We start from the raw sequence: 26,674 nt of genomic DNA, 5'->3' as shown, positions 1-26,674 counted from the left end.
CGCGATCCGGGTGGACGGTGGAGCGGCCGCGTGGTCCTGCGACGATGCCGAGCGGCGTGCCCGCGAGCCGGCCGGGGCGGGGCGGCTCACGCCTCTGCTGCGGCGGGTGCCGGTGCGCCGCCGCGGGAACGCTGGGTCAGGACGACGCAGGCGAGCACCACGGACGCGGCTCCGACCGACGCCGGGGTCACGGCCTCGCCGAGCAGCAGCGCCGACCAGAGCAGGGTGAGGACGGGCTGGGTGAGCTGGATCTGCCCGACCTGCGCGATGCCTCCGCGGGCGAGGCCCGCGTACCAGGCGAAGAAGCCCAGGAACATGGAGACCGCGGTGAGATAACCGAACGCCGCCCAGGAGACGGCGCCCGCGTGCGGCGGGTGGACCGCGGCGGCCACGGCCGTGCTGGGCAGCGTGACGGGCAGCGAGAGCAGCAGCGCCCAACAGATCGTGCGGGCGCCACCCAGCTCGCGGGCGAGCGCGCCGCCCTCGGCGTATCCCAGGCCGCACAGCACGACCGCCGCGAGCAGGTACAGATCGGCGAGGGCCGGGGCGCCGCTCACCGTGCCGCTGACGACCAGGAAGGCCAGCACCGCCAGCAGGCCACCGATGCTCGCGACCCAGAACAGCGGCGGCGGACGCTCACCGGCGCGTAGCACCGCGAACACCGCGGTCGTGGCGGGCAGCACGGTGATGACGACCGCGCCGTGCGCGGAGGTCTGCGTCGTCAGGGCCAGCGAGGTGAGCAAGGGGAAGCCGACGACGACGCCGAGCGCGACGATCGACAGGCGCCGCCACTGGCCGGGGTGGGGCCGCGGCGCGCCCGTGGACCTCAGGTACGCCCACGCCAGCAGCGCCGCGCCGACGGCCCGGCCGAAGGCGACGAACCAGGGGTCGAGCTCATGTACGGCAACGCGGGTCATGGGCAGCGACATGCTGAAGCCCAAGACGCCCAGCGCTCCGAGGGCGAGCCCGAGGGTGCGGTCCGTTGTTACCGTGCTGGTGGCAGTAGCGCTACTCTTCCCCCTCATGGACAACGGTAGCGCAGTCGAGCGCGTCATCCAAGATCTGCGCGGGCTGGTGGCCGACGCGGATCCCGGGGACCGCCTGCCGTCGGTGCGCGAGCTGACCGCGCGGCACCACGCCTCCCCGGTGACGGTCACCGAGGCGATCCGTCAGCTCGCGGCGCAGGGGCTGGTCGAGGCGCGGTCGGGCAGGGGCACGTTCGTGGCCGCCGCGCCCACGCGGCAGCGCGTGTCGGACCTGTCCTGGCAGACGGTGGCGCTCGGCCCCCGCCCAGCGGGCGAGGAGGACATGCAGGCGTTACTGGCGTTACCGCCAGCGGGCGCGATACCGCTGTCCGGCGGCTACCTGGACCCGGATCTCCAGCCGGCCGCCGCGCTCGGCGCCGCGCTCGCCCGAGCCGCGCGGCAGCCCGCGTCGTGGCAACGCGGTCCGGCCGAGGGGCGGGAGGATTTGCGCGCCTGGTTCGCCCGCGAGACCGGCGGCGGACTGAGCGCGAGCGACGTGGTGATCTGCCCGGGCGGGCAGGCCGCGCTCTCCTCCGCGCTCCGCGCGCTCGCCGCCGCGGGGGACACCCTGCTCGTCGAGTCGCCGACCTATCTGGGCGCGCTGGCCACGGCCCGCGCGGCCGGGCTGCGGGTGGTGCCCGTTCCCGCCGACGCCGACGGCGTGCGCCCCGACCAACTGACCGCCGCGTTCGCCCGCACCGGCGCCCGGTTGTTCTACTGCCAGCCGCTGCACGCCAACCCCACCGGCGCGACCCTGGCGGCCCACCGCCGCGCCGACGTCTCCGCCGCCGTACGCGACGCCGGGGCCTTCCTGATCGAGGACGACTACGCCCGGGACCTCACCGTCGACGGCGAAGCCCCCGCCCCGCTGGCCGCCGACGACCCCGACGGGCACGTCATCTACCTGCGTTCCCTGACCAAGTCCGCCGCGCCCGGGCTGCGCGTCGCCGCGATCGGCGCCCGCGGCCCGGCCGGCGCCCGGCTGCGGGCGGCCCGGCTGCTCGACGACTTCTTCGTGGCCGGCCCGCTGCAACAGGCCACGCTCGAGTTCGTCACCTCGCCGGCCTGGGCGCGGCACCGGCGGGCCGTGCGTGCCGCGCTGCGGGCGCGGCGCGGGGCGCTGCTGGCCGCGCTGGCGCGGCACCTGCCCCACCTCGCCCCGCCGGCGGTTCCGCGAGGCGGCCTGCACCTGTGGGTCCGCCTGCCCGACGGCACCGACGACGTCGCACTGGCCGCCGCCGCGGCCACCGAAGGCGTCGTGGTCTTTCCCGGGCGGCCGTGGTTCGCCGCCGAACCCCCGGCACCGCACCTGCGCCTCACCTACGCGGCCGCGCCACCGGAGCTCATGGACGAGGCCGTCCGCAGGCTCGCCCGCGCCCTGAGCAGCCGAACGCCATCCGCCTGAGCTTCGCCGTCCGCGGCGCGGTCGCTCACCGTCGCCGCCGGCACGTCCGCGCGGGCAGGGGTAGCCCGCAGGGTACGCACGGCCCGCGGGAGCCGGCGGGGAGCCGCGCCGAGCCGGGCCGACCTGACGGCGGCCCGGCTCGACGTCGCGGCTCGCGCTGGGGACCGGGGGTCAGCGCAGGCGGGCCTCGATGGCCTCGATGATCCGCGGGCGCAGTTCCGCGGCGCGGATGACGGCGTCGACGGAGCCGACCTCGACGGCACGCTGGATGTTGTGTACCCGGTCGAACTCCGCGGCCACCTCGCCGAGCTTCTCCGCGCGGACCGCCGAGCGGAGCTCGTCGAGCTCCGCGGTCAACGCGGCGCGGTCGGCGCCGGAGGCGGCCGCGACGCGGGCCTCCAACTCCCGCACGCGCGGGTCAGCCGCGGTACGGGCGTTGACGTCGCCGGAGAACACCACCGCCGCGGCGGGGGCGCCGCCGAGCACCGAGGCGAACGAGCCTTCCAAGGCGAGCACGGTCATGTTCGGGTTCAGCGCCTTGGAGAACACCACGAACGCGCCGCCGTGGTACCGCGAGATCACGCAGAACACGATGGGCCCGCGGAAGTTCACGATGGCGCGGCCGATCTCGGCGCCGTACTCCAGTTGCAGCTTCCGCATCGACTCCGGCGAGCCGTCGAAGCCCGACAGGTTCGCCAGCACCACCACCGGCCGGTTGCCGCTGGCCGCGTTGATCGCCCGCGCGGCCTTCTTCGACGACCGCGGGAACAGGGTGCCCGCGGTGTAGGTGTCCGGGCCGTCGGTGGGCGGGAAGCCGCGTCGCGGCACCGACCGTGACTCGATGCCGAGCAGGCACACCGGCATGCCGCCGAGGTGCACGTCCTGCACCACGGCGGTCTCCGCGTCGGCCATGCCCGCCCAGCGTTCCAGCACCGGGTGGTCCTGGTCGGAGAGCGCCCGCATCACGGTACGGATGTCGAACGGCTTCTTGCGATCCGGGTTGGCCTCGGCGGAGAAGATCTCGCCGACGGTGGTGAAGTCGCTGCCCGCCATGGCGTGCGGGAAGTCGGAGATGTCGCGGTCGGCGGGATCGGTCGTGGTCGCCCGCCGGGGCGCCTCCTCGCCGGGCGCGACGTACGTGTGGTCGTAGTACGACATCAGCACGTCCCGCGCGGCGACCAGGTTCGGCGCCCAGTACTGCGCCTGCCCGTTCGGGCCCATCACCCGGTCGTAGCCGCCGATGCCGAAGTTGTCCTCGGCCGACACGCCGCCGGAGAAGTCGAGCGACTGCTTGCCGGTGAGCACCATGGCCGAGTCCGGCGTCATCACCAGGATGCCCCTGGTGTGCATGAGCATCGTCGCCTCGGCGTTCCAGTACGGCTGGGCCCCGACGTTGATGCCGGCGACCACGATGTTGATCTCGCCGCCGTCCTGGGTGAACTCGACGATCCGCTTGAGCGCCGCGGCCACCCAGTCCATGTTCTCCGTGCCGGACTCCATCGAGATCCGCGCACCGGAGGAGAGCGCGTACCACTCCAGCGGCACCCGCAGCCGCTCGGCCAGGTCCAGCGCGGCGATCACGCGGCGGCACTCCGGCTCCGACAGCGCGCCCAGCGACTTCGTCGGGTCGCCGAGCAGCACGACCCGGGTGACGCCCTCCGGGTGCCGGGGGGTCGGGGTGGTGACCACGCCCGCGACGATCGCCGCCGTGTTGCGGCCCTTGGGCCGGTCGACCGGCACCAGCGCGTGGTTCGCGTCGAGGTCGTGCTCGACGAAGTCGCCGAGCAGGCCGGTCAGCTCGTACGGGTACACCGTGTTGCGGCTGCTCGCGCGCAGCACCTTCTGCCGGTAGTCGTCGAGCGGCTCGATCGGCTCGTCCGACGGCTCGCCGACGGTCAGCTCGGCGCCGCCGGTGGCGTCGAAGGAGATGCGCACGGCCATCTTGGTCAGCTCGCCGGTCCTCCGGTCGCGCTGCCGCGCGATGAACAGGATCTCCTCCAGCCCGGCGCCCGCGGTCGTCGGCCGCACGCGCCCGGCGATCATCTCCAGCTCCGCGCGGGTGAGCTCGCTCGGCGGCCAGACGTAGACCACGATGCGGTTGGTGGGTAGGCGCTTCTTCGACGGTCGCCGCGACTGGGCGCGCCGGATGGAGTCGAGGCAGGTGGCGATCGTGTCCTCGGCCGTCGGCAGGGCGACCAGCCTGCCGTCCTGCTCGCGCAGCTCGGTCAGGTCACGCACCTGTGCGAACGCGACGAGCCGGTCGTCCGACGGGTTCTCCCGCGCCACGCACTGGAACAGGTAGACCTCCTCGTCCGACGACGGCAGCCGGGTGAGGTCGAACTTGCGCAGCCGCTCCAGCTGCATCCGCTGCGCGATGTAGGGGTGCAGGCCGCGGACCAGCCGCTCCTCGGTCATCCCGGCGGTCGACGGGCGGAACGTGAAGTGGTGGTGCATCACCGCGCCGCTGCGGCCCGCGACGGTGGTGGTGAGTCGGCGGACCTGGTTGGGCAGGGGGTGGGCGCTGACGACCTCGTGCAGCGCGGCCGCCATCGCCTCGGAGCCCTCCGGCTGGTTCTCCCAGGCCAGATAGATGTCGGCGTCGACGGCGTCCTCGCCGCCCGCCAGCTCCGCGAGCCCGCGCAGCGCGCTGCCCAGCGCGTCGAACTTCACCGCGGCGGAGACCACACACGAGTCCGCCCGCTCGGCGACCACGAAGGCGCAGCCCGCGACCTCGCGGGTGCGGACGCTGGTGAGGCCCTTGTTGCCGTAGTACCGCCGGGTCAGCACCTCCAGCATGACCGTGTGGTCCAGGGCGTCGCGGACGAGCCGCTGGCCGAGCAGCCGCACCAGGGGCTCGGTGCTGCGCACCATCTCGGCGATGCGTTCGGCGCGGTCCGGCGCGTCCGGGTGCGCGTCCAGGTGGCGCAGGTGCTTGCGCACGCCCGCGTAGACGCGGGCGCGGTTGCGGCGCAGCAACGGCTGGCCCAACCAGGCGAACACCACCCCGCGGGCGAGGTCGGCGACCACGGGGAAGCGGACCTGCGTCGCGGCCACCAGTCGCTCCAGCGCCAGACCGGCGGGCTCCCGCAGCGCCTCGTCCGGCGGTGGCTCCCGCAGCCACGCGCGCAGCAACGTCGCGACGACCGCGGCGTCGGCGGACGCGCGTTGCTGGGCGAGGAAGATCCGGAACACCGCGGCCTCGAGTTCGGGGGAACGCTCCAGGTCGGTGACGCCGTAGTGCCCGAGGGCCTTGGCGAGCTTGGCCTGGAACGACTCCGGCAGCCCGGCCCGCTCCACGTCGAGGCACTGCAGGTAGGTGTGGAAGTACTCGCGGGCGCTGTAGACGTGGCCGCCACCGCCGTCCTCGCCCGCCGGCCGGTTGCGGCTCAGCTCGGCGAGGTCGGCGAACACGTCGACGAGTTCGAACTCCTCGGTCAGCGGTCGGTAGCCGTCCTCGGTGGCCGCCCGGCGGGCGGCGAGGTAGTCGTCGAGCGTCCGGCGGTCGTCGTGCGGGTCGACGTCGAAGCCCAGCAGCAGGCTGCGCAGGTCCTCCTGGCCGCGCGTGAGGCGTTCCAGTGCCGGAACCTCCCCGGTCGCGGCGGGCAGGTCCAGCTCGACGGACTCGGCGGCCGAGGTGTCCTCGGCGTCGGCGTCGTCGGCGAGCGGCTCCAGCCGCAGCAGCGGGGCGCCGGTCTCCACCTGGCTGCCCACGGACACGGCGCATTCCTTCAGCCGCGCCCGGAACGGCGCCCGCAGCACCGTCTCCATCTTCATGCTCTCCAGCACCAGCACCGGCGCGCCCGCCGCGACCTCGGCGCCGACCTCCAACGGCGTGGCGACGACCAGCGCGGGCGCGGGGGAGCGGACGACGCCGCCCTCGTCGCGGCTGACCCGGTGCGTCACACCGTCCACCTCGACCAGGTGGACCGGCCCGTGCGTGCCGGTGAGCAGGCGGTACCGGATGCCGTTGACGACGATCTGCCCGGTGTGCCGGTCGAAGCGCTCGAGCTCGACGTCGGCGGTGCGGACGTCGCCCCCGGCTTCGAGGCCCACCCGGAACCGGTGCGCGCCGACCCGTGCGACGCGCACGCGGTAGCCGACGCCACGCAGCTTGAGGTCCAGCGGCCGGCCGCTCTGGTGCTGCACCTGAGGGCGTCCGCCGAACGCCGTGGAGAGCAACCGCTGCCGCTCGGCGCGTTCCTCCTCCTCGTACGCCTCGATGGCGGCCGCCGCCAGCGCGACGGCGGAGTGCCGGTTCGAGACGAGCCTGCCCTCGCCGCGGACCCGGTCGATCCAGCCGGTGTCCGCGCTGGCGTCGATCACCTCGGGCTGGTCGAGCAGGTCGAGCACGAAGCTCTTGTTCGTCGCGCCGCCCTCGATGATCACCGTGGTCTCGGCCATCGCCCGGCGCAGCCTGCCGAGAGCCTCGTCACGGTCGCGGCCGTAGGCGATGATCTTCGCGATCATCGAGTCGAAGTCGGCGGGAATGGTGTCGCCCTCGCTGACCCCGGTGTCCACCCGGATGCCCGGCCCGGCCGGCAGGTCCAGCCGCGCGATGCGGCCCGGGGAGGGCGCGAAGTCGCGGTCGGGATCCTCGGCGTTCAGCCGGGCCTCGATGGCGTGCCCGCGCTCCGCCGGCGGCTCGCCTTCGAGCCGGCCGCCGGCCGCCACCCGGAGCTGCGCCTTGACCAGGTCGAACCCGGTGGTGCACTCGGTGATCGGGTGCTCGACCTGCAGGCGCGTGTTGACCTCGAGGAACGCGAACAGCCTGTCCCCGGGGTGGTAGAGGAACTCGACGGTCGCCGCGCCGCGGTAACCGACCGCGACGGCCAGGCGTTCGGCCGACGCCTTGAGCTCGGCCGTCTGCGCGGGGTCGAGCACCGGCGAGGCCGACTCCTCGATGACCTTCTGGTTGCGCCGCTGCACCGAGCAGTCGCGGACGCCGAGCGCCCACGCGGTGCCCTCGCCGTCCGCGATCACCTGCACCTCGACGTGCCGGGCGCCGGTGACCAGACGCTCCAGGAACACGACGCCGCTGCCGAACGCCCGCGCGGCCTCCTGGCTGGTGCGCTCGTAGGCGTCGGCGAGCTCGGCCTCGTTGGTGATCACGCGGATGCCGCGCCCGCCGCCGCCCGCGGTCGCCTTCAGCATCAGCGGGTAACCGATCCCGGCCGCCGCCGCCAGGGCGGCGTCCAGGGTCTCGACCGCGCCGCGGCTCCACGGCGCGACCGGCACGCCGACCTCCTCGGCGAGCAGCTTCGCACCGATCTTGTCGCCGAGCCTGCGCATGGCCTCCGCGCTGGGGCCGACGAAGGTGACCCCGACCTTCTCGCACAGCTCCGCGAACGCCGGGTCCTCCGCCACGAAGCCCCAGCCGACCCACGCGGCGTCGGCGCCGGTCTCCACCAGCGCGCGCTCCAGCACCTTCAGGTCGAGGTACGGGCGCGCGAACGCCGGACCCAGCTCGTAGGACAGGTCCGCTTCGCGGACGAAGGTGGCCGTGCGGTCGACGTCGGTGTGCAGGGCGACGGTCTCGATCCGCGTCCCCGTCTCCGCGGCCAGGTCCCGTACGGCGTGAATGAGCCGCATGGCGGCCTCACCACGGTTGACGATGGCGACACGACTGAACACCCGACCGAGCCTTCCTGTGGACCAACGATGTGTGCGCCGCGACGCGGCGGCCTCTGGCAGTGTTCACCATTCCGCCGGCAACTGAGAACCCCTGCTTCGCCGATCCACCGGCTCGCAGCGCCGTGCCGCAGCTCCAACCGGTCAGGGTACGGGAGCTGGTCGGCGGGCCGGGCGGCGCGCGGCGCCGCCGTGGTCAGCGCGGCTGCTCGGCGAGGTTCCGGATGCCCCGCAACGTGGCGGTCATGCCGTCGCGCAGGGCGGTCAGCCGATGTTCGATGATCTGCTCCTCGTTCTCGGGGGCCCGGTCGATGAACAGGCTGAGCCCGGTGCGGCCGGGGCCGACGCGTACGAAGTGCGACAGCCGGCAGCCGTCCTCCTCCGGGGTGAGCCGGAACTGCCAGGTGGCGGCCGGGTACGCCAGGTCGACGGGGCCGCCGCCGAAGCGGTCGTCCGGGTCGAGCACCACCCAGCCGAAGACCTCCGGCTCGTCGAACCGCACGACCTGCGAGACGGTGCGCCACTCGCCCAGCAGGGGATGCTGGTTGTGCCCCTCGAACCGGGCGCCGAGCGCCGGCCCCCGGTCGCCGTCCAGCCAGCGCACCCGGCGCAGCTCCGGACTGAACCGCGCGGGCAGCTCGATGTCCGTGACCAGTCTCCACACCCGGGCCGGATCGGCCGCCAGGTACAGGTCGCACTCGACAGTCGGACCGTCGACGTAACGCACGGCACCCTCCTTCGTCCTCGTCCTCGTCCTCGTCCTCGGCACTCCGGATCCTCCCACCGCACCCGTCGCCGCGCGGATCGACGTCGATCGTTCGACGTCGGCGGCGACTACGCGGCGATGGGTACTGTGACCGAAAGGTCACCGGACGGTCGGGAGGTCGTGGTGCGGGTGCGGATCGCCGTAGACGGCGCCGAGGAGATCCACACGCTCTATGTCTGGCTGCGGTCCGATCTGGAGCTGGCGCGGGGCGCCGAGGTGTGCGCGGTCGCGACGGACCCGACCCGGATGGGCGCGCTGGAGGTCATCGACGTCGTGCTCACCCAGGCCACGAGCCTGTCCGCGCTCGCCCTCGCCGTGGTCTCCTGGCGGCAGTCCCGCTCCCGGCCGGAGCCCGTCACGATCACCCGGCCGGACGGCGGGACACTGACCATCGGCGACCCGCGGCAGGTGGACGCCGAAGTCATCCGGGCCTTCCTGGCCGACGACGCCACCGGCCCGGGCGAGGGTCCACGGCAGGTCGGGTGATGGGCCGGCTGTCGGACCCGGCCGAGTCGCGGGCCGTCCTGATCGGCGTCTCGCGATACCAGCAGATGGACGAGTTGCCCGCCGTGGCCGCCAACGTCACGACGCTCGCCGGGCTGCTGACCGATCCGACGGTGTGGGGCCTGCCGGCGGCCAACTGCGCCGTCGTGCTCGATCCGTCGTCGAGCGTGGAGATCCTGGAGCCGATCCACGAGGCCGCCCGATCCGCGCGGGACGCGCTCGTCGTCTACTTCGCCGGCCACGGACTGCTCGACCAGCACTCGCGGCTGTATCTCGGCCTTCCGCAGGGCAGCCCGGCGCGCCTGCACCACGCCGTGCACTTCGACGAGATACGCCGGGAGGTGGTGCTGACCGCTCGTCGGTGCCGGGCGAAGGTCGTCATCCTCGACTGCTGCTACAGCGGCAAGGCCATGACCGGCTACATGTCGGCCCGTACCGCCGACCCCCCGGTGGTCGACGGCGCCTACCTGATGACGGCCACCGCCGAGGGAACCCTGGCCGTGGCCCCGCCCGACGCGGACTACACGGCGTTCACCGGGGCGCTCGTGGAGACGCTGCGCGACGGGGTGCCGGACGGTCCCGACCCACTCGACATGGAGACGCTGTTCGGCCACGTCGAGCGGAGGCTGAGCGACCGCGGCCTGCCGACGCCGCAACGCCGCAGCCGCAACGAGGGGCACCGGATAGCCATCGCCCGCAACCGCGCCCCCACCGCCGTACCCGCCCCGCCGGTTCCGTCGGCACCGTCGCGACACCCGGCGCGGCTCGCCGTCGCCGGCGGCGCGGCGGCGCTGCTGCTGCTGGTCCTGCTGCTCGCCGCGCAGCAGGTGGGGATGTTCTCCGACGCGCGCGAGCGGGGTCGCCAGGCGCCGGACCTCGGGAAGGCGCCGTCAGCGACCGGCGTCGGGACAGCGACCTCCACACCGGCCCGCGGGCGGATGTCGCCGACGACGTCGAGCCCGGCCCCCGTCCCCGGGCCGAACCAGCCCGACCCCGCGCTGAACCAGCGGGTGACAGTCGGCGTCGGCGACACCGGACGCACCTCCGACGGGACGGTGGATGTCGGCGTGACCCACAACAGCCAGGACGGCATCGGCTTCTTCGTATTGACGTCGGCTGTCAACTGCACCGTCAACGGCTCGACCGTCGGCGACTCGGTCGTCGTCCCCGAGCTGTCGGGCACCTGGATCAGGGTTGTCGTCCTCAGCTCCATCCACCCGACCGTCGACGCGCGGGATCCCACCTTCGACATCCCGGTGGTCTTCTCGATCACCCGAGGCACCGGCGCCAGGCCCAAGAGCGTGCCCTGCGCATAGGTTCGGCCCGACCGTCCGCGGCACCAACAGCGCTGACGGGTGCGACGGCGACGCGGGCCGCCACGCGGGCGTCCGTGGGTGGGAGCAAGGCGCGGGGGAGGCGCCGCGGAGACCCGGGTGGCCCGGGTCTCCGCCGACGGGGTGGTGACGCCCCGTCCCCGGCGCCCTCCGAGCAGCGCTACGGTGTTGTGAGCCCGAGGCTGATCGTCCTGGTCAACGTGGCGTTGTCGTCGTCGCCGTCCAACGACCAGACCATCGCTCCGGCCAGGCCGGCCCGCCGGATGTACAGGGCCTTCTGCAGCACGACCGCTGGATCGTCGTACGTCCAGAACGTCGTGCCGTCGAACAGCCAGGCGTGCCCGGCACGAAGGTCGCGGTGGACGGTGAAGCCGCTGCCGGCCAGGGTCCTGAGCCGCCGGTAGTCCTCGTACCCGGCCTCGAAGGTGGCCGGCGCGGGCCCGGCCGCGGGCTGGAACAGGCCGTTGCCACCCCCGACGACGCCGGTCCAGCCCCGACCGTAGTAGGGGATGCCCAGGACCAGCTTGTCGCGCGGGGCGCCGCGGGCGATCCAGCCGTCGATCGCCACCTCGACGGAGAAGTCCGGGCTGTCCGGCGCTCCCGCCGGCACGCGCAGCGCCGACTGCTGGTTGGTCACCGCGTCCCAGCCGCCGTGGAAGTCGTACCCCTGCACGGTGGCGAAGTCCAGGTACCGGAAGATCTTGCGACCCTCGTACCCGGCGTCCATGGTCGCCGGGTTGGCCGGCAGGAAGGCGGTCAGCGGGTGGTGCTTGCGGGTCTCGCGGCCGTACGCGTCGAGCTGCCGGCGGAACTCGGCGAGCAGCTCGGTGAAGTTCTGGCGGTCCTCCGGGCGGACCAGGTTGCCCGGCTCGCCCGGCCAGTTCGGCCACTCCCAGTCCAGGTCGATGCCGTCGAAGACGCCGGCGGCGGCCCCCGGGCCGCCGCTGCCGCCGTCCAGGACGGGGAGGTTGCCCTTGAGGTAGAGATCGATGCAGGAGGCGACGAACGCCCGGCGGGAGGCGTCGGTGCGGGCGGCGTTCGAGAAGTACGTCGACCAGCTCCAGCCGCCCAGTGAGATCAACACCTTCAGGCCGGGGTGCTTGGCCTTGAGCTTGGCCAGTTGGCCGAGGTTGCCGTTGAGCGGCTCGCCCCAGGCGTCGGCGACGCCGTCGACGCTCTCCTCGGCCGGCACGGGACGCTGGTAGTCGGCCCAGGCGTCACCCTCGCCCGGCCCACCGTCGACGTGGCAGCGCCCGTCCTCGCTGACGTTGCCGAAGGCGTAGTTGACGTGGGTGAGGCGGCTTGCCGCACCGGACGTGTCGAGCTTCTTGACCGGGAAGGCCCGGCCGTAGATGCCCCACTGGGTGAAGTAGCCGACGCGGTGGTAACCGGCACGGCGGTCCGGGCTGCCGTCCGCGCTCGCCGCGGTCGGCGGTGCGGCGGTGACCAGCACGGTCGCCAGGGCGACGAGGGCGGTGAGGCGGCGGTGGCGGGATGGTCGCATCGGCACTCCCACGAGGACGGACGGAATTAGTAAAGAGACCTTTCTGATTGATGAAGCTAAGCCGACCACGATCCACGGTCAAGGGACCGCCGGCGATCCGCCCACCGTGGGCCGCGCCCTCCGGGGCGCCGGGCCGGGTCGGTGAGGGTCGCGACCGCACCGCCCCGCCACCGGGTGCGGGCGGGTCCTACGGTGGGGCCTCGCCACCGATCGAGGGAGAGACAGTTGTCGCCGTCGTACCGTCCGCCCCGCTGGAGCCACGCCGGCGTGGCCCTGAGCCTGGTCGTCGGGCTCGCCGCCTGCACCCGGCCCCGGGCGGAGCCACCGGAGCCGCCGGGGCCGAGCGTCGAGGTGAGCCAGGAGAGCCTGCGGGGCAGCCGATCGGGACAGGAAGGCCCGGAGCCGGCCTGGTCGGTTTCGGTCAGCCGCCTGGACCAGCAGCTGGCGCAGATCGACCAGGTGGTCGTCGTGCCCGACGAGCGGGAGCTGCGTGGGGTGGACCGGTCCACGGGGCAGGAGCGGTGGCGCCATCCGGTCTCGACGAGCTACCAGTACGCGGTCGCCGACGGTCTGATCGTCGTCAGCGCCACCGACGGCGGGCCGCTGGAGGTGCTCGAGGCGGTCACCGGCGCGACCCGCTGGCGGGCCGGGGACACCGAGGACGTCGTCGTCCAGCAGCGAATCGTCTACAACAGGGAGTGCGCCGGCGCCGGGCAGTCGGCGAGGTGTGTGGTCATCGCCCGGGACGTGCGGGACGGTCGTCAGCTCTGGAAACTGCCCGCCGACCGGTTCGCCCGGGTGAGCGACGTGGCGCTCGGTGCGCGCGCGCCGTACGCCCCGCCGACCGCGCCGTACGTAGCGGTGCGGCTGAACTCGGCCGCCCGCGCCTACACCGCCGTCGCGACGAGCACCGGCAAGGCCGGCGCCGGGCGGTTGCCGAACCGCGCCTGGTACGGCTTCGTCGCCGGTGACCTGCTGGTGGCCACCGACAACGATCCGCCCCGGGGCGACCAGCGGTGCACGGTCAGCATCGCCACCGTCAACGCGGCCACGGGTGCCCGAGGCTGGTCCGGTGAGGTCTACAGCGGGCGCAAGGAGGACGGCGAGTGCGCCAGGCGGCTGGCGAACCACCGGAGCGGGCTGGTCCTGATCGGGGCCGGCACCCGGCTGGTCGCGGTCACCGCGGCCGAGCGGCCGCAGCTGGTCGACCTGCGCACCGGCAAGGTGCGGTGGGAGGCCGCCACCTCCGGCGTACCCGTCGACGGGGACGGCGGGTCCGTGCTGGTGCGGCGCAACGCCGACGAGGGCGAGCTGGCCCTGCTCGACACGGCCACCGGCGCGCCACGGTGGACCGCCCCGGATCCGGGCCTCTCCGGTGCGTCGGCGAGCTGGCGTTCGACCGTGACCGGGCGGCTCGTGGCGGTCAGCGGCGAGACGGACGGCCGGCCGGTCGTGCTCGTCTACGACGTCCCGACCGGCCGTCAACTCGGCCGATACCCCGGCTGGCTCGCCGGCGCCGGGGACGACTGGGTCGCGGTGAGCCGTGCCGGGGGACCGGAGGGGATCACCCTGGACCTGCGCACGTTCTGAGCCGGGCGCCCGACCGGTCAGGGTCGCCGATCCCCGACGAGGGCGACACGTCGGCCGGTCGCGGCGCGGAGGGTGGAAGCCCGCGACCCCGCGGGAGCCGGGAACGCCGCGCACGAAGCCATGGCGGACGCTGGTGGCGTGGATGACGACGTGTTGGCGCGGTTCGAGGCGAACCGGTCGCGGCTCTTCGGCCTCGCGTACCGGATGCTGGGCAGCGCGGCGGAGGCCGAGGACGTCGTGCAGGAGTCGTACCTGCGGTGGCTGAAACGCGACGCCGCCGCGGATCCGGTGGACGTGCCCGAGGCATGGCTGACCACGGTGGTTACCAACCTGTGCCTCAACCAGCTCGGTTCGGCCCGGGCGCGCCGGGAACGGTACGTCGGCGCGTGGCTTCCGGAGCCGGTGCTGACCGGCGACGGCACGCTCGGTCCGCTGGAGACGGTCGAGCAGCGCGAGTCGGTGTCGCTGGGCCTGCTGGTGCTGTCGGAACGGCTGACGCCACGGGAACGGGCGGTCTTCGTGCTGCGGGAGGCGTTCCAGCACTCGTACCGGGAGATCGCCGACATCCTGGACGTCGACGAGGCGCACGCCAGGCAGTTGCACCGGCGCGCCGGGCAGCAGTTGGACCGGCCGCGTCGACGCCGGTCGGTCGACGTCGACGAACACGCCCGGATCGTCGAGCGGTTCCTGGCCGCGGCGCTCGACGGCGACGTCGCCGGCCTGGAGGCACTGCTCGCCGACACCGTCGTGAGCTGGGCCGACGGCGGCGGGAAGGCCGCGGTGGCGCGGCGGCCGGTCCGCGGCAGGGACCGGGTGGCGCGGTACTGGCTCGGCCTGGGCGGACGGCCGGAGGCAGCCGCCGTCCGGGTACGCGTCGTCGAGGTCAACGGCGAGCCGGCCGCCGTCTTCACGAAGGACCGCGACCTGCTGGCCGTCGTCGCCCTGGAGGTCGCGGAGTCGCGGGTCACCGCCGTCCGCCTCCTGGCGAGCCCGGCCAAGCTCGGGTTCGCCGCGTCGCAGTTGCCGTGAGCGGCGTCACATCCCTGCTCGTCACGGATCGACCCGGTCGTCGGTTCAAGCCACCGACGACCACACTGGGGAGGATCCATGACGCACCGCATCGTGGTGGCCGGCGCCGGCTACGCCGGACTGACCGCCGCCAACCGGATGGCCCGACGGCTTCGGGGCACGGGCACCACGGTGACCCTGGTCAACGCGCGGGACCGTTTCGTCGAGCGGGTCCGGCTGCACCAGCTCGCGGCCGGTCAGCGGCTGCGTGACCTGCCGCTGCGCGACCTGGTCCGCGACACCGGCGTGCGGCTCGTCGTCGCCGACGTGACGGCCGTGGACCCGGCCGCGCGGACCGTTCGGCTGGGCGCCGCGCCGTACCGTATCGAGTACGACACGTTGGTCTACGCCCTGGGCAGCGTCGCCGATCTCGACGGCGTTCCCGGCGCGGCGGCGCACGCGTTCGCCGTGGCCAGCTTCGACGCCGCCGTCCGGCTGCGGGACCACCTCGCCGACGACCCGCCGCGTACCGGCGTGCTGGCCGTCGTCGGCGGCGGCCTGACCGGGATCGAGACCGCCGCTGAACTCGCTGAGGCGCACCCGGCGCGACGGATCGCGCTGGTGACCGCCGGAGCGCTCGGCGAGGGCCTGTCGGCGCGCGGCGGGGAGTACCTGCGTCGAGCGCTGCGGCGCGTCGGCGTCGCGGTCCACGAGGGCACCTCCGTCACGGAGGTCACCGACCGGGGGCTGGTGCTCGGCGGCGGGACGGACCTGGCCGCGGACGCCGTGGTGTGGGCCACCGGCTTCCGGGCTCCGGCGCTGGCCCGCGAGGCCGGGTTCGGCGTCGACGCGCGCGGCCGGATCACCGTCGACGACACGCTGCGGTCGACATCCCACCCCCAGGTGTACGCGGTGGGCGACGCGGCGGCGCTGCCCACTCCGGACGGGCGGACGTCCCGGATGTCGTGTCAGACCGGCCTGCCCATGGGCGGGAGCGTGGCCGACATCGTCGTGGCCCGGCTGGCCGGTCGTGAGCCGGGGCCGGCCCGGGTGCGGTACGTGTGGCAGAACATCAGCGTCGGCCGCCGCGACGGGCTCACCCAGTTCGTCCGGTCCGACGACAGCCCCGTCGCCGCGACGCTCACCGGTCGGGCCTCGGCCCGGTTCAAGGAGACCGTCACCCGTGCCACCGTCCAGAGGGTGCGCCGGCCGGGCCCGCCCCTGCCGTTCGCGCGCTTCGGGCCGTCAGGTGGCTGAGCGGCGCCGATCGTGGTGCGTCGGCGGCGGATCCGTTTCCGCTCCGCCGCCGAGGTCGCCGCCCGTTGCCGGAGGCGGCGGCTGAGCCCGGTGCGAGGCCCGCGGCAGTGTCACGTGACCGCTGTATCCGGGCCCCAGCACGATGGCCGCCCCGTTGGTCGGAGGGGCGCCGACGGCGCTGCTTTCCACCGCCGGTACCGCGGGAGCGAAATCCGGCCCACCCAGGTCTCCGGCGTCCGCCGCGTCACCGTCTCCCATGACCGCTCCTTTTGTCGTCGACTCCGCGCCCGGGCCCGGGATGCCCGGCCGGCGTGGGCCCGCCCACCGGCTCGCATCATATCTTGCCTTCCATTATATTGGGCGGATGAGTACCAGGGCGATGACCGAACCGGCCTTCTTCATCCTCACCGCGCTGCTCGACGCCCCGCGGCACGGCTACGGGATCGTCGCGGAGGTGGCGGAGCTGTCGGAGGGCCGCGTGCGGCTGAAGATCGGCTCCCTGTACGGAGCCCTGGACCGGCTCGTCGGCGACGGCCTGGTCGAGCTGGACCGCGAGGAGGCGTGGCAGGGACGGTTGCGCCGGTACTACCGGCTGACCGAGCGGGGCCGCCACGCCCTCGATGCGGAGGCGCAACGGATGGCCGCCAACGCGCGCCTCGCCTCGACCCGGTTGCGCGCCCACCGCAACCCGATCACGGGGTCGTCGTCGTGAGCCGGCTGGAGGAGCGCTACCGCCTCGTGCTGCGGCTGCTGCCCGCCGGATACCGGCAGGAATGGGAGGACGACATGGTCGCCGCGTTCCTGGACAGCATGGACACCGGCGACCCCGACACCACCGCATACCTGACGGACTACGGCCGGCCGAGCCTGTCGGAGGTCGCCAGCATCGTGTCCCTCGCCGTCCGGCTGCGTCTCGGCGGGGCCGACGCGTCGCCGCGCTCGTACGCCTGGGGAGAGGCCGTGCGACTGGCGACTCTGATGGCGATGCTGACCCACGCCGTCATGGTCACCGCGAGCATCGCCGTCGCGCTGTGGCTCACCGGGAAGGTCGCCTGGCTGCCGGCACCCGCGCCCGAACTGGCCCTCACCCCGACCGGGAACGCCTGGCACACCGCGTGGAACCTCGCCGGCTACGCCTGGTTGCCGGCCTACGTCGCGCTCGTCCTCGGGCACCGGCGCGTGGCCCGGGCGGTCGCCCTGCTGGCCGTCGTGCCTCCCGCCGTCACCACCGCCGTGGAACAGGCCGCCGGTGTGGCACCGCTCTCCGTGGCGCCCTGGGCCATGCGGCTCGTCGACGTCCTCCTGCTGCTCGCCATGGCGGCCTTTCACCACGGCGTCCCACCGGTGCGGCCCCGCCCCTGGCTCCTCGCGCTGCCGATCGGCATCCTCCTCGTCCCCGTGCCGCTGTTCGTCGTCCAGGCGAACACGCCTGCGCTGAGAATGCTGGACTGGCCGGGCCTGTCCTGCGCGGTGGTCACCGCCGCCATGGCGGTCCACCTGGCCGTTCGGGTGTCCGGCCGCGCGTCCCGCACGCTGCCGTGGTCGCTGGCGCTCACCCTGCTCGGCGCGGCCACGCTCGCCCTGCGAGCCGCGACCCTGCCCGACCACCGCGGCCAGGCGGAGCGCGGGGCGCTCGCCGCGCTCGCGTCCCTGGAGGTCGTCGCCGTCCTGGCGGTGGGTGCGCCGCTCGCCGTGCTGGCCCTGCGCGCGCTGCGTCGACTGCCAGCGTCCCCCGCCGCCCCGGGCGCCCCGTGCGATTCGACCATGGGCGTCCCCTGAGCACAGCGGCGTGCGCCAGAGCCGAACGGGCAGCAGACCCGGTCTGCTGCGCGTGGGCGCAGGGTGGGCGTCAGCTCAAGGACCGTCCGGTGCGGACTCCACCCTCTGGCGCTCGGGGTCATGGTCGGTCTGTTGGCTCCGCGCCGTATCCGTGGCGCATGCGGATTCCTACATCACGTCAAGACCAGCCGGAACCACGATGAAAGGGTTCGCTGGCTTCACGAAAACTGGGCGGTGCGGTATTGGAGCAGTCGTTGGCTGATCGGGCCGGATTGACCGTGGCGTTGTCGGTGGGGCTGGCCGGTGACCGGGCATAATCGGGGTCGGTGCTCGGAACACGCCGTGACTCGCTCTGTTCACTACCGCGACCCCCCGGGCCAGCCGGTTGTCGCGATCGGTGACCGCCGATTCCGGTGTGCCTCAAGCTTTGCTCAAGATTCATGCGCACCCGTTGAGCGGTATCCCCCGGAGTGACATGGTCGAGCCTACACCGGAGCTGACAAGGGGGCGTGCGATATTGGGTACCGCGGTATCGCGAGGGCAATGATCGTGGCTGCCATTGCGGCGCTCCTGGTGGTACCCACGCCGCGCGCTGACGGTCGACGCCGATTGCAGAGTTTCTGGCACAGACCGGAAACCGGCCAGGACAGCTGTTACAAGGCGTCTGGCGGCACCGTGCGCCCCTAGTGGTTCGGCGATCCCTGACGACTATCATAGGAGAGCACGCATGCGAATGCCCCGTCGCAAGTCCCTCGCCCTGGCCGCCGTGGTTGGTGCGACGTTGACCCTGATGACGCCGTCCGCCGCGTTCGCCTACTATGGCGACGAACTGAACTACGCGGTTGCCTCCAGCGGCCCGACCGGCGAGTACACCTGCACCAGCGTGACTGGCGCAAAGGCTTGTTTCAAGCCGAACGGCGACGATTTCTTCGTCCAGGACACCCGGGAGGATGGTCATGCTGCGGCCGCCGACTGGCTCTACTCGAATTACGTGCGAACGGGTGCCTGCGTCAATACCCTAGGCTCGGGGAAGTGGGGACTGTGCAACAAGGACTTCCCGGAGGGCCAGGAAATCAGACTGTCCGCGTCGGTCTATGAGCAGGGCCGCTACGTGGTGGCCGGCTCCCTCATCTCCGTCTACGCCTGACCTGGCGCCGCGATAGTTGTCACCTGCGCGATCGAGGGCTTGTGGACGCCGGTTCGACCCGGCTCCTGGCCACGTCGCCTCTCGCCAGGCCGCAGGAGCGCCGACCAGCAGAAATGCCGGTCGGCGCTCCTGTTCTGGGCCCAGGGAGTCCGGCTGTCTGCACCTCGGCAGGTATCCCGCACCGGGTCGGCCCCGACGAGCGACGGCACCGGGGCGACCAGCTGCGCCAACGGCCTGCTCGCCCCACGACGTCGGGAGGAACAACTGTAAATCCGGAGGGCAGCACGACGCGGCGTCGGTGACGGCGTGAACACTCACCCCGATCTGGCGGTTCACCACGCTACCGCATCCGATGGGAACGCCGCGACGACATCCACGAAGCCTTCCTCACCCTCGCCACCTCTATCACGTACCGGCACGTCGCACGACTTTGTGAGGACCTTCAACCCGGAAGAGGCGGGCCGGTGGGTCAGGCACATGCGGTAAAGCTCAAAAATTCCTCAACTTTGCTGTGCGGTCCTCGACGCCCGTCCGCCACATACCTCAGCATGAATTTGCTGGCGCGACGGCATAGTCATCGTCAGCCCACCCCACTCACCCCCAGTAGTCCTTTGTCACATGGGAGCCCACCTTGCGTAGATCTCGCCGGATGTCAATCACGCTCGCCGTCATGATCGGCGTCACCGCAACCCTGCTGACCCCCACCGCCGCTCAAGCCGCGTACTTTGGCAGTGAAACCGATTACGCCCAACCCTCCGGTGGCCCCACCGGCTCCTACAGCTGCAACACGTGGCATCCGCACGTCACTGTGTGTTTCAGGCCAGAAGGTGACGACATCTGGGTCCTCGACAAGCTGGCGGACGGCCACTCCGCAGTCGGCGAATGGCGCTTACGGACGAGCAGCACGGTCCACCGGACCGGTTCTTGCGTCAACCAGCTGGGCAAGGGCTACTGGGGCTACTGCAACAAGGACTTCACCGAGAACCTGCAATTCGTTTACAACGGCGCACGCTATGAAGGCGGCAATCTGGTGGACCGAAACCTCTCCGAACTCGCCTACAGCTAGTGCTGTAACGGCAATAGGCGAACCGAGTTCGGCTCGTGTCCGTTGGTCTGCCTGACGGTTGTTGATGTGACCGGTGGCATACGGAGCTGGACCGTCGCTGGCTGCGGCTCGGACGGCGAGCCACAAGGCACCGGTGCGTCCACCACGCCCTCTGCCACCTCCTCGCCCAACCCGTCCCCTCCACCGACCCTCTCGATGTCCCCCACGCCCGTCCCGAGCACCAGCCCGCCGGCGCCGGCGGACTGGTGCTCGGCCAGAAGCAGACGACCGATCTGGGCGACGTGACCGTCTACAGCGTCGCATTCCCGGTCCAGCCGCAGGACGACGTGGCCGCCCGCATAAGACCAAGGGGATGCAGTTCGCGGTCGCCGACATCAAGGCCTGCTCGAATGGCACCACTGACGGCGACGGCTACGGTCAGTGACTTTCCAGCTCGTCGACACGGACTCCCGGACCTACACCTTCTGCAACGTCCAGGTCGGCGCGCGGTCGCCCAACCTCACCGACAGCCTGCGGCGCAGGCTACGGTCAGCGCAGCGACATGCGGTGAACTCCGCACCGCTGCCGGGCAACGCCTTCATCGAGATACGAGACCTCCTTCAGCCCGTCAGCCTTCGCGATCGCCGACAGCTTGACGGCCATACGGCGCATCGCCCGGCTCGCGTACGCCATCCTCGACGGCACCCTGATCCCCATCGATCGGGTCGCAAACCAGAGGCCGTACTACTTCGACAAGCACAAGCGCCACGGCGTGAACGTGCAGGTCATCGCGGACTGCAAGGGACGCCTCATCCGGGCCTCAGCCGCCCTGCCCGGCGCCGTGCAAGACCTGAGCGCCGCCCGCACCCACGGCCTGATCGACGCTCTGAGTGAAGCGAGCGTGATGACCTTCGCCGACAAGGCGTACCAGGGCGCTGGCGGCAGCATCCGCACGCTCTTCACGCGCCGCCGTCACCGGCCGCGGCTGTCCCGGCGCCAGCAGACCGTCAACCGGCCCACGCCAAGATCCGGGCCGTCGGCGAGCGCGCCGTCGCCACCCTCAAGGGCTGGAAGATCCTGGCCAAGCTCCGCTGCTGCCCCCGACGTGCTACCGCGATCGTCCAGGCCATCCTCGCCCTACACCACGTCCAGACCGGCCGGAACCGACGACTGAAGGGTTCCTGTAGATGGTCAGCGGCCGGAGTGGCGCAGCAACATCGTCGACCAACGGGGAACCACGAAGCGTGTGTGCGGAGTTACGTGAGGGATTCTTCAGCCGTGGCAGCCAGGGACCGGGGTGGCCGAGCGCGGGGTTCAACCGACCCGAGCAGTGGCCTCGCGGCGGAGCTGGTCGCCCAGCACGACGCCCGCCTGGCCGTCCGAGACGTCAGACGCGCGTCCCTCGACCGCGCCAGCCTCGTCCTGACCGCCGCGTCACCTGGCCTCCGTCATCGGTGGGGACAGGCCCCGGGTTTCGCGGACGGGACGCCCCGCCGGCAGATCGCCGGCGGGGCGTCCCTCTGTGGGCGGTACGGTCAGCTCCGGATCGACGGACTGTAGTTGTGGTACTTGTACACGCCGTCGCGCGATGCCCACACGTGCACCCGGATCGGGATGTCCTCGGCGGTGTTGTAGTCGCACACGGTCATGCCACCGCTGGTGTTGCTCGTGCTGGTGTCGTCGAAGCAGGCGCTGCTGTGGTTGACCCAGTGCAAGACGCCGTTGCTGTCGGGCAGGAGCTTCTGGATCTGAGCCCGGGTGCCCCAGCCGTCGGCCTGGAAGTCCTCCAGCCGCAGGATCTCGCCATCCGCGTAGAGCTTGGCGACGCCACCGTTGATCGTGGCGCCAGGAACGGCCCAGGCCGCCCATGTGTACCCGTTGTTCGCCGCGGAGGCGACGCCCGGGGTGGCGACGACGGTCATGCCAATCGCGGCGCCCAGCGCCACGGCGACCTTGGTGAACTTTCCGATCATCCTGCCTCCTCCTGTGTGGCCACGGATGGGACTGCGCCCACGCCACGGCCTCCGTTCGAGCTGCGCGATCGGGCTGGCCAGTGACCGAACCACCGCTCAATTCCTGGCATGATTTTTTCGTCCACTATGTATCGACCGCCAGGAATTGCCGGAGAGCTTGAGACAATCTTGAGGGTGGCGGTTCTCCGGGTTGCCCGTAATCGCAGCCGCGGCGCCGCACGACGGCAGCACGAGGTTCCCCGTCCTTCCTGCTCGGCGGCGACGGGTGGACGTGGTCCGTCCGGGCGCGCTGCGGCCGTGGAGCACCCGTGACGCCCGGTACGACGGCCGGCTCACCTCGTCTCCGCCCGACGACCTCGGCGGGTTGCTCGCCCGCGCCTGCCCCCGGGCGGCCAGCTCGACGGGTCCGGACGCTCCACGCGGGTGGGGTCGCCGCGCACGAGCTCGTCGTGGAGGCGCCATCGGGCGGTGGTGACGGCGCTTCGCGCCGCATCGTCGCGGTGCTCGACGCGTTGGCGCAGGAGTTGGATGGCGAGGCGGCGGTTGAGGCTGAACTGCCGCTCGGTGTCGACCACGACCACGATGCCCGAGGGACGGTGGGTCGCCCGTACCGCCGTGCTGGCCTTGTTGCGGTGCTGGCCGCCGGGGCCGCCGGTGCGGCAGGCGACGACGTCGACGTCCCCCTCCGCGAACGTCGTCGCCGGGCTGTCGAGCTGGCACGGTCGGGCGGTGACATACCAGTTCTTCCGGCCGGTGCCCGCCCGGTAGGGGCTGGGAGCCTGCCAGCACAGGGTGCCGGTCCACGAGGCGGCGAACGCCTCGGCGTCGGCGCCGAGGATCTGGATGAGGACCGACCGGTAGGTGTCGGGCCGGTCGCCGGGCACGGTCTCGACCCGGCGGGTCGTCAGACCCCGCCGGGTGGCGTCGGCCTCCAGCCGGCGCAGCAGCCGGGCAAGCGCCCAGGCGCACTCCTGCGGGCCACGCCCGGCTGACATGAGCAGGTGGACGCTCACGGCCGGCCCCGCCTGCGGCGGCTGTCCCGGCGGTCCGGTCGGGGCGCGGTCGCGGCATCGGGCGTCTTGTAGGTGACGAGGGGGACCGTGGTGGCGATGGGCGTGGCCAGGCCGTGGTCGACGAGGTCGCCGATGACGTGCTCGATGCGCTTGTAGGCCGAGGGTGCCTCCTCGAAGAGCAGTTGGCGGTCGCCACACACCACCAGCGACCCCACCGGGGTGCGGCGCAACTCCTCGACGGTGTGCTTGGCGCGGCCCCGGCGCAGGGCGTCGGCGCGGGACATCTTGCGGCCCGCGCCGTGCGCCACCGAGTGGTTGGCGGCCGCGCCGGCGTGGGCGGCCACGAGGTAGGACGGGGTGCCTCGCGTACCGGCGACGAGCACGTCGCGGCCGTCACCCGGCGCCGCGCCCTTGCGGTGCAGGTAGATCCCGTCGCGGACCTCGACCAGGTTGTGGCACTGGTCGACGATCGGCTCGGTGGGCTCGGTCCCCAGGGTGTGGGCGACCCGGGCGGCCAACAGCCGCCGGTTGAGCGAGCCCCAACGCACGGCGTCGTCGTGCATCGCCAGATAGGCGGCGGCATCGGGGGCGGGGCTGGCGCCGTGGGCCTCGGTGTGCGCGCGCAGGATCCGCTCGCCCAGCCCCCGCGAGCCGCTGTGGACGACGAGCACGAGGTCGCCCGCGTCGAGCCCGAGACGACTCGCGTGGTCCGCCTCGAAGACGGTCCCGACCCGCGACAGCTCGACGAAGTGGTTGCCCCGGCCGACCGTCCCCAGCCCTTCGACGTGACCGGCGGGAACGTTGCCCTCCACGACCGCCCAGGCCGGGTCGTCGGCGTCCAGCTCGGGATCCAGCGGGCGGTCGAGGTCGGGGAACCGGGCGGCGAGTCTCTCGGGTGCGGCGCGCTTGAGCCTGACGGGAAACACGGCGATGCCACAACCGATGTCGGAGCCCACCAGGAACGGGTACAACACGGTCGACGCCATGGCGGCGCCGATCGGGGCGCCCTTGCCCGGGTGCAGGTCCGGCATGGCGGCGACGTGGATCATGCCGTCGAGGGCGGCCACCTGCTGGCACTGGGTGAGGGCGTCCGACTCGATCCAGCTGGTGGCGGAGGCGAACAGGGAGACGGTGGCCGGGGTGGACTGCGGCAGGGACTCCCGCCGCGAGGGGTGCTGAGACAACGACGCTCGCTTCTGGCAGAGGTGTGGGCGGACGGCGGGGCGGCATCCGGTGCGTGCCGCGGGGCCTGGTGGCAACGGGGGTGCTGTCCGTCAGAACGTCATGGCCCCACCCTCGCGGAGCCGGGCCGCGCGCGGCAAGCGACTTTTTCGACGCGGGGTGCGGAGGCCGGGGGCGACGCGGGCGAGCCGATAGCCTGCGTCCGTGACGCACGAGCGGGAGATCACCGAGCCGGTGGACCTGTGCCTGCCGGACGGGCGGCTGAACCCGGCGGCGGTGGGCTGGAGCCGCCGGCCGCTGCACCGGGCGAACCTGCGCGGTTGGGGGCGGGCCAAGCGGTGGGAGTACTGGGGCATCGTCACCCCGACGCACATCGTCGGTCTCGTCGCGTCGTCGCTGGACTACGCCGGCGTGCACAGCGTCTACGTCCTCGACCGCCGCTCCAAGGTCGAGATCGACGAGGAGGTGGTGGTCCCGTTCGCCCGCGGCGCGGTGTTCCCACCCGTGAGCGGCGCGGGACCGGTGCGGGCGAGCGGTGGCCGCCTCGCGGTCGACATCGACCAGCGCCGCGACGGCAGCACGATCCGCGCGACCGCGCCCGGGGTCGAGATCGACGTGGCGGTGCCGCTGCCGCCCGGGCACGAGTCGCTCGGCGTCGTGGTGCCGTGGAGCGCCCGCCGCTTCCAGTACACGGTCAAGGACGTCGGCCGGCCGGTGCGGGGCACCCTGCGGATCGACGGCACGGCGTACCCGATCGCCGAGGACGACTCGTTCGCCGTGCTCGACCACGGTCGCGGCAAGTGGCCGTACGCCGTCCGCTGGAACTGGGCGGCCGGCAGCGGGGCCGGCCGGGCGATCCAGCTCGGCGGCCGGTGGACCGACGGGACCGGGTCGACCGAGAACGCGCTCCTCCTCGACGGGCGGCTGCACAAGATCGGCGCCGACCTGACCTGGAGCTACGACCGCGCCGACTGGCTGCGGCCGTGGCGGGTCACCGGCGAACGGGTGGACGTGGAGTTCCACCCGTTCCACGAACGCGTGGCGCGCACCAACCTCGGCGTGCTGGCCAACGAGACCCACCAGTGCTTCGGACACTTCTCGGGCTGGGCGTGCGCCGGCGACGGCGAACGCGTCGACCTCGACGGCCTCGTCGGCTGGGCGGAGGAGGCGCGCAACCGCTGGTAGCGCGCAGGCGGGAACCGCTGGGACGGCCGACCGCCAGCCCGACGATCACCGCTGGGCTGGCGGTCGCATTCCGGTCGGTCATGCGTCAGGGGAGCGTGAGCGTCACCGCGATCGCCGGGCCGAACGCCACGCTGAGCAGGTAGGCCACGGTGAGCAGGCCCAGCGCCTCGGCCCGGTGGGCGGCGGGGACGACCGCGGCGGCGCGTACGGCGAGAGCGCCCTGACCGGTGGCGGCGGCGAGGGAGGCGGTGGCCATCGCCGCCAGCAGCAGCGGTACGGCGGTAGCGGTGGCGGCCACCAGCGGCGCGGCGACGCCGGCGGCCAGCAGGGCGGCGACCACCGCGCGCGGCGACACCCGGGCGGACGCCGCGACCAGGAACGCCGAGCAGAGACCGCCGAAGAGGTACGGCGCCAGCAGCACGACCCCCGTTCGCGCGCTCGTCCAACCCGCGTGGCGGTGCAGCAGGTCCGGCGCGGCGTACAGCAGGGCGAAGTTGACCACTCCCAGCGCGAATGCCAGCGCGCACGCCGCCAGGAACCGGGCGTTGCCCGCCACGGCGGCGGGCACGGCGCCGTCGGGCCGGGAGCGCACCCGGGCGACCAGGAGCAGCAGCAGCGCGACGGCGGCCGGGCCGGCGGCCAGCGGTCGGTGCGGAACGACTACCAGCGCGGTGACGAGCAGGGCCAGCAGGAGCATGCCGAGCCCGTCAAAGCGCGGCCGCGCCGGCACCGGCGCGGCACCGCCCCGGCGGGCCGCGGGCACCGCCAGCGCCGACAGCAGCGGCAGCGCGAGCGCGGCCCGCCACGAGAGCACGTCGGCGACCAGCGCGCCGACCAGTGGCCCGGTGGCGCCGACGACCGCCAGCGACGCGGTGGCCACGCCCATCCGGCGGGCCGAGTCGGCCAGGCTCATCGCCGCGACGGTCAGCCCGGCCGAGCCCAGCGCCTGCACCGCGGCGGCGGCGACGAGCACCGGCAGGGCCGGGGCGAGGACGATCAGCACGGTGCCGGCCGACAGCAGCGCGGCCGAGGCGGCCAGCAGGACCGGCAGGCCGCGGCGGGCCAGCAGCGCCGCCAGCAGCGCGGTGCCCAGCGCGATGCCCCAGCCGAACGCGGTGACGGTCAGGGCGGCCCCGCCGGGGCCCACGTCCAGGGCCCGCGCGACGTCGTCGACGATCAGCGCCGGTGCGGCGATCCCGAAGGACAGGGGACCGGCCAGCACCGCGAGCCAGGGCGTCGACACCCGGCGCGCAGGCGTGGTGGCGGTACGGAGATCCGCGTGGTGCGGCAGTCTGGTCACGAGACGCTCCTTGGTGTGGGGTCGCGTCC

General features: G+C 73.2%; 19 protein-coding genes and 1 pseudogene. 12 read left to right on the top strand and 8 right to left on the bottom strand.

Going from position 1 to position 26,674, the window contains the following annotated elements; all coding sequences use genetic code 11:
* Nucleotides 1-86: 86 nt before the first annotated feature.
* Entirely contained in the window at nt 87-1,025 is a 939-nt protein-coding gene (locus tag ACGF7U_RS26925; protein ID WP_393111258.1) for a DMT family transporter, read from the bottom strand.
* On the opposite strand from ACGF7U_RS26925, the gene ACGF7U_RS26920 reads away from it, so the two are divergent.
* The gene (locus ACGF7U_RS26920; RefSeq protein ID WP_393111256.1) at nt 1,024-2,430 is read left to right on the top strand and encodes a PLP-dependent aminotransferase family protein; all 1,407 of its coding nucleotides are present in this window, start codon (nt 1,024-1,026) and stop codon (nt 2,428-2,430) included. The genes ACGF7U_RS26925 and ACGF7U_RS26920 overlap by 2 nt on opposite strands.
* Before the next feature lie 171 nt (nt 2,431-2,601).
* On the opposite strand, the gene ACGF7U_RS26915 is transcribed toward ACGF7U_RS26920, so the two are convergent.
* Together ACGF7U_RS26915 and ACGF7U_RS26910 are read right to left on the bottom strand one after the other, a co-directional pair.
* Nucleotides 2,602-8,061 carry a carboxyl transferase domain-containing protein gene (locus ACGF7U_RS26915; protein ID WP_393111254.1) on the bottom strand — a complete coding sequence of 1,820 codons (5,460 nt, stop codon included), beginning with the start codon at nt 8,059-8,061 and terminating at the stop codon, nt 2,602-2,604.
* 193 nt (nt 8,062-8,254) lie between these two features.
* Nucleotides 8,255-8,785: an SRPBCC family protein gene (locus ACGF7U_RS26910; RefSeq protein WP_393111252.1), complete on the bottom strand. Its 531-nt coding sequence runs from the start codon at nt 8,783-8,785 to the stop codon at nt 8,255-8,257.
* 117 nt (nt 8,786-8,902) lie between these two features.
* On the opposite strand from ACGF7U_RS26910, the gene ACGF7U_RS26905 reads away from it, so the two are divergent.
* Both ACGF7U_RS26905 and ACGF7U_RS26900 read left to right on the top strand, forming a co-directional pair.
* Nucleotides 8,903-9,310: a hypothetical protein gene (locus ACGF7U_RS26905; RefSeq protein ID WP_393111250.1), complete on the top strand. Its 408-nt coding sequence runs from the start codon at nt 8,903-8,905 to the stop codon at nt 9,308-9,310.
* Nucleotides 9,310-10,644: a caspase domain-containing protein gene (locus tag ACGF7U_RS26900; RefSeq protein ID WP_393111248.1), complete on the top strand. Its 1,335-nt coding sequence runs from the start codon at nt 9,310-9,312 to the stop codon at nt 10,642-10,644. The genes ACGF7U_RS26905 and ACGF7U_RS26900 overlap by 1 nt, the downstream gene beginning before the upstream one ends.
* 178 nt (nt 10,645-10,822) lie before the next feature.
* Here the strand turns inward: ACGF7U_RS26900 and ACGF7U_RS26895 are convergent, their stop codons facing one another.
* Nucleotides 10,823-12,166: a glycoside hydrolase family 18 protein gene (locus tag ACGF7U_RS26895; protein ID WP_393111246.1), complete on the bottom strand. Its 1,344-nt coding sequence runs from the start codon at nt 12,164-12,166 to the stop codon at nt 10,823-10,825.
* A gap of 225 nt (nt 12,167-12,391) precedes the next feature.
* Between ACGF7U_RS26895 and ACGF7U_RS26890 the strand changes: the two genes are divergently transcribed.
* The 8 genes and pseudogenes from ACGF7U_RS26890 to ACGF7U_RS26855 all read left to right on the top strand — a co-directional run.
* Complete coding sequence (locus ACGF7U_RS26890) at nt 12,392-13,756, top strand: PQQ-binding-like beta-propeller repeat protein (protein WP_393111244.1); 1,365 nt, start codon at nt 12,392-12,394, stop codon at nt 13,754-13,756.
* Nucleotides 13,757-13,894: 138 nt separating this feature from the next.
* Complete coding sequence (gene sigJ, locus ACGF7U_RS26885) at nt 13,895-14,785, top strand: RNA polymerase sigma factor SigJ (RefSeq protein WP_393111242.1); 891 nt, start codon at nt 13,895-13,897, stop codon at nt 14,783-14,785.
* A 78-nt stretch (nt 14,786-14,863) separates the two neighbouring features.
* Complete coding sequence (locus ACGF7U_RS26880; RefSeq protein WP_393111240.1) at nt 14,864-16,021, top strand: NAD(P)/FAD-dependent oxidoreductase; 1,158 nt, start codon at nt 14,864-14,866, stop codon at nt 16,019-16,021.
* Nucleotides 16,022-16,385: 364 nt separating this feature from the next.
* Nucleotides 16,386-16,733, top strand: a complete 348-nt coding sequence (locus ACGF7U_RS26875; RefSeq protein ID WP_393111238.1) for a PadR family transcriptional regulator — start codon at nt 16,386-16,388, stop codon at nt 16,731-16,733.
* A complete protein-coding gene (locus tag ACGF7U_RS26870; RefSeq protein ID WP_393111236.1) occupies nt 16,730-17,800 on the top strand; it encodes a hypothetical protein in 1,071 nt (356 codons plus the stop codon). Before ACGF7U_RS26875 ends, ACGF7U_RS26870 begins: the two co-directional genes overlap by 4 nt.
* Before the next feature lie 727 nt (nt 17,801-18,527).
* Complete coding sequence (locus tag ACGF7U_RS26865; RefSeq protein ID WP_393111234.1) at nt 18,528-18,947, top strand: hypothetical protein; 420 nt, start codon at nt 18,528-18,530, stop codon at nt 18,945-18,947.
* Nucleotides 18,948-19,617: 670 nt separating this feature from the next.
* Entirely contained in the window at nt 19,618-20,013 is a 396-nt protein-coding gene (locus tag ACGF7U_RS26860) for a hypothetical protein (RefSeq protein WP_393111232.1), read from the top strand.
* Between the two features lie 616 nt (nt 20,014-20,629).
* Nucleotides 20,630-21,153, top strand: a pseudogene (locus tag ACGF7U_RS26855) (transposase family protein); the annotation flags it as partial.
* 374 nt (nt 21,154-21,527) lie between these two features.
* Here the strand turns inward: ACGF7U_RS26855 and ACGF7U_RS26850 are convergent.
* The 3 genes from ACGF7U_RS26850 to ACGF7U_RS26840 all read right to left on the bottom strand — a co-directional run bounded on the left by ACGF7U_RS26850 (nt 21,528) and on the right by ACGF7U_RS26840 (nt 24,162).
* The gene (locus tag ACGF7U_RS26850; RefSeq protein WP_393111230.1) at nt 21,528-21,965 is read right to left on the bottom strand and encodes a hypothetical protein; all 438 of its coding nucleotides are present in this window, start codon (nt 21,963-21,965) and stop codon (nt 21,528-21,530) included.
* Between the two features lie 332 nt (nt 21,966-22,297).
* Nucleotides 22,298-22,978 (bottom strand): peptide chain release factor H, encoded by a 681-nt coding sequence (gene prfH, locus ACGF7U_RS26845; protein WP_393111228.1) that lies wholly within the window; start codon nt 22,976-22,978, stop codon nt 22,298-22,300.
* Nucleotides 22,975-24,162: an RNA ligase RtcB family protein gene (locus ACGF7U_RS26840; protein ID WP_393111226.1), complete on the bottom strand. Its 1,188-nt coding sequence runs from the start codon at nt 24,160-24,162 to the stop codon at nt 22,975-22,977. The genes prfH and ACGF7U_RS26840 overlap by 4 nt, the downstream gene beginning before the upstream one ends.
* Nucleotides 24,163-24,364: 202 nt before the next feature.
* Between ACGF7U_RS26840 and ACGF7U_RS26835 the strand changes: the two genes are divergently transcribed.
* Nucleotides 24,365-25,345, top strand: coding sequence for a DUF2804 domain-containing protein (locus ACGF7U_RS26835; RefSeq protein ID WP_393111224.1), 981 nt, complete (start codon nt 24,365-24,367; stop codon nt 25,343-25,345).
* A gap of 85 nt (nt 25,346-25,430) precedes the next feature.
* On the opposite strand, the gene ACGF7U_RS26830 is transcribed toward ACGF7U_RS26835, so the two are convergent.
* Entirely contained in the window at nt 25,431-26,645 is a 1,215-nt protein-coding gene (locus ACGF7U_RS26830) for an MFS transporter (protein ID WP_393111222.1), read from the bottom strand.
* Nucleotides 26,646-26,674 lie beyond the last annotated feature (29 nt).

The sequence above is a fragment of the Micromonospora sp. NPDC047670 genome (assembly GCF_043204915.1).
Classification (GTDB): domain Bacteria; phylum Actinomycetota; class Actinomycetes; order Mycobacteriales; family Micromonosporaceae; genus Micromonospora.
This window is presented reverse-complemented; position numbering and strand designations above follow the sequence as displayed.

Coding starts and splice junctions, on each gene's coding strand:
- ACGF7U_RS26850 (WP_393111230.1), bottom strand. CDS start 21,965: ATGATCGGAAAGTTCACCAAGGTCGCCGTGGCGCTGGGCGCCGCGATT.
- ACGF7U_RS26865 (WP_393111234.1), top strand. CDS start 18,528: ATGCGAATGCCCCGTCGCAAGTCCCTCGCCCTGGCCGCCGTGGTTGGT.
- ACGF7U_RS26920 (WP_393111256.1), top strand. CDS start 1,024: ATGGACAACGGTAGCGCAGTCGAGCGCGTCATCCAAGATCTGCGCGGG.
- ACGF7U_RS26925 (WP_393111258.1), bottom strand. CDS start 1,025: ATGAGGGGGAAGAGTAGCGCTACTGCCACCAGCACGGTAACAACGGAC.
- ACGF7U_RS26880 (WP_393111240.1), top strand. CDS start 14,864: ATGACGCACCGCATCGTGGTGGCCGGCGCCGGCTACGCCGGACTGACC.
- ACGF7U_RS26860 (WP_393111232.1), top strand. CDS start 19,618: ATGATCGGCGTCACCGCAACCCTGCTGACCCCCACCGCCGCTCAAGCC.
- ACGF7U_RS26905 (WP_393111250.1), top strand. CDS start 8,903: ATGGGTACTGTGACCGAAAGGTCACCGGACGGTCGGGAGGTCGTGGTG.
- ACGF7U_RS26875 (WP_393111238.1), top strand. CDS start 16,386: ATGAGTACCAGGGCGATGACCGAACCGGCCTTCTTCATCCTCACCGCG.
- ACGF7U_RS26895 (WP_393111246.1), bottom strand. CDS start 12,166: ATGCGACCATCCCGCCACCGCCGCCTCACCGCCCTCGTCGCCCTGGCG.
- ACGF7U_RS26900 (WP_393111248.1), top strand. CDS start 9,310: ATGGGCCGGCTGTCGGACCCGGCCGAGTCGCGGGCCGTCCTGATCGGC.